At 58.1% G+C, this 1,591-nt stretch carries 1 tRNA gene and 2 rRNA genes (1 of these 3 running past the window's edge); all 3 read left to right on the top strand.

The window, feature by feature from the left end:
- Window positions 1-1,091, top strand: a 23S ribosomal RNA gene (locus BMX29_RS18580) (it extends 2,323 nt beyond the left edge of the window).
- A gap of 206 nt (window positions 1,092-1,297) precedes the next feature.
- Window positions 1,298-1,412 (top strand): 5S ribosomal RNA (gene rrf, locus BMX29_RS18585).
- A gap of 102 nt (window positions 1,413-1,514) precedes the next feature.
- A tRNA-Met gene (locus tag BMX29_RS18590) sits at window positions 1,515-1,591 on the top strand.

Here is a 1,591-nt window from a genome sequence, read left to right on the forward strand (position 1 = left end):
ACACAGGGCTCTGCGAAGCCGTAAGGCGACGTATAGGGTCTGACGCCTGCCCGGTGCCTGAAGGTTAAAAGGAGGGGTGCAAGCTCCGAATTGAAGCCCAGGTAAACGGCGGCCGTAACTATAACGGTCCTAAGGTAGCGAAATTCCTTGTCGGGTAAGTTCCGACCTGCACGAATGGCGTAACGACTTCCCCGCTGTCTCCAACGTCGACTCAGCGAAATTGAATTGCCGGTCAAGATGCCGGCTCCCCGCGGTTAGACGGAAAGACCCCGTGCACCTTTACTACAGCTTCAGACTGGCACCAGGCCAGGCATGTGCAGGATAGGTGGTAGGCTTCGAAGCAGGGACGCCAGTCTCTGTGGAGCCACCCTTGAGATACCACCCTTGCCTCGCTTGGTGTCTAACCGCGGCCCGTTATCCGGGTCCGGGACCCTCTGTGGCGGGTAGTTTGACTGGGGCGGTCGCCTCCTAAATCGTAACGGAGGCGCGCGAAGGTTGGCTCAGAGCGGTCGGAAATCGCTCGTTGAGTGCAATGGCAGAAGCCAGCCTGACTGCGAGACTGACAAGTCGAGCAGAGTCGAAAGACGGCCATAGTGATCCGGTGGTCCCAAGTGGGAGGGCCATCGCTCAACGGATAAAAGGTACGCCGGGGATAACAGGCTGATACTGCCCAAGAGTCCATATCGACGGCAGTGTTTGGCACCTCGATGTCGGCTCATCTCATCCTGGGGCTGGAGCAGGTCCCAAGGGTACGGCTGTTCGCCGTTTAAAGAGGTACGTGAGCTGGGTTTAGAACGTCGTGAGACAGTTCGGTCCCTATCTGCCGTGGGTGTAGGAGACTTGAGAGGAGTTGACCCTAGTACGAGAGGACCGGGTTGAACGATCCACTGGTGGACCTGTTGTTGCGCCAGCAGCAGTGCAGGGTAGCTATGATCGGACAGGATAACCGCTGAAGGCATCTAAGCGGGAAGCCCCCCTCAAAACAAGGTCTCCCTGAGGGCCGTGGTAGACGACCACGTCGATAGGCTGGAGGTGTAAGCGTGGCAACACGCTCAGCTGACCAGTACTAATGGCCCGACAGGCTTGGTTCGATCCAGAAAAAGGCAGGCAATCTGCCCTGGTCGAAAAGCATACCCCTCGTGATACGAGGCTTGGACAACGATGTTGATAAACAAAACGTATCCGCACCAGGCATGTCGATGGTGTGGCCACGCGCTCTTGCTTCGCAACAGCGCTTCCGGCCACTCACCAAACCGAGAAAGACACGCCGCGCGGGTGCGCGCCGTGTCTTTCTCGGTTTGGTGGTCATAGCACGAGCAAAACACCCGGCTCCATTCCGAACCCGGCCGTTAAGTGCCGTCGCGCCAATGGTACTGCGTCTCAAGACGTGGGAGAGTAGGTCGCCGCCAAACCTAGCAAGACACGTCCCCGTATCTCTCGAACACGATGACACAATACCCTCCGCACCAACCACACCAAGGCGCGGAGCCCAGGGCAAAAACACGCCCAATTGGCGCGGGATGGAGCAGTCCGGTAGCTCGTCAGGCTCATAACCTGAAGGTCGTAGGTTCAAATCCTACTCCCGCAACCA

Origin of the sequence: Roseivivax marinus (genome assembly GCF_900109705.1) — a bacterium.
Classification (GTDB): Bacteria; Pseudomonadota; Alphaproteobacteria; order Rhodobacterales; family Rhodobacteraceae; genus Roseivivax; species Roseivivax marinus.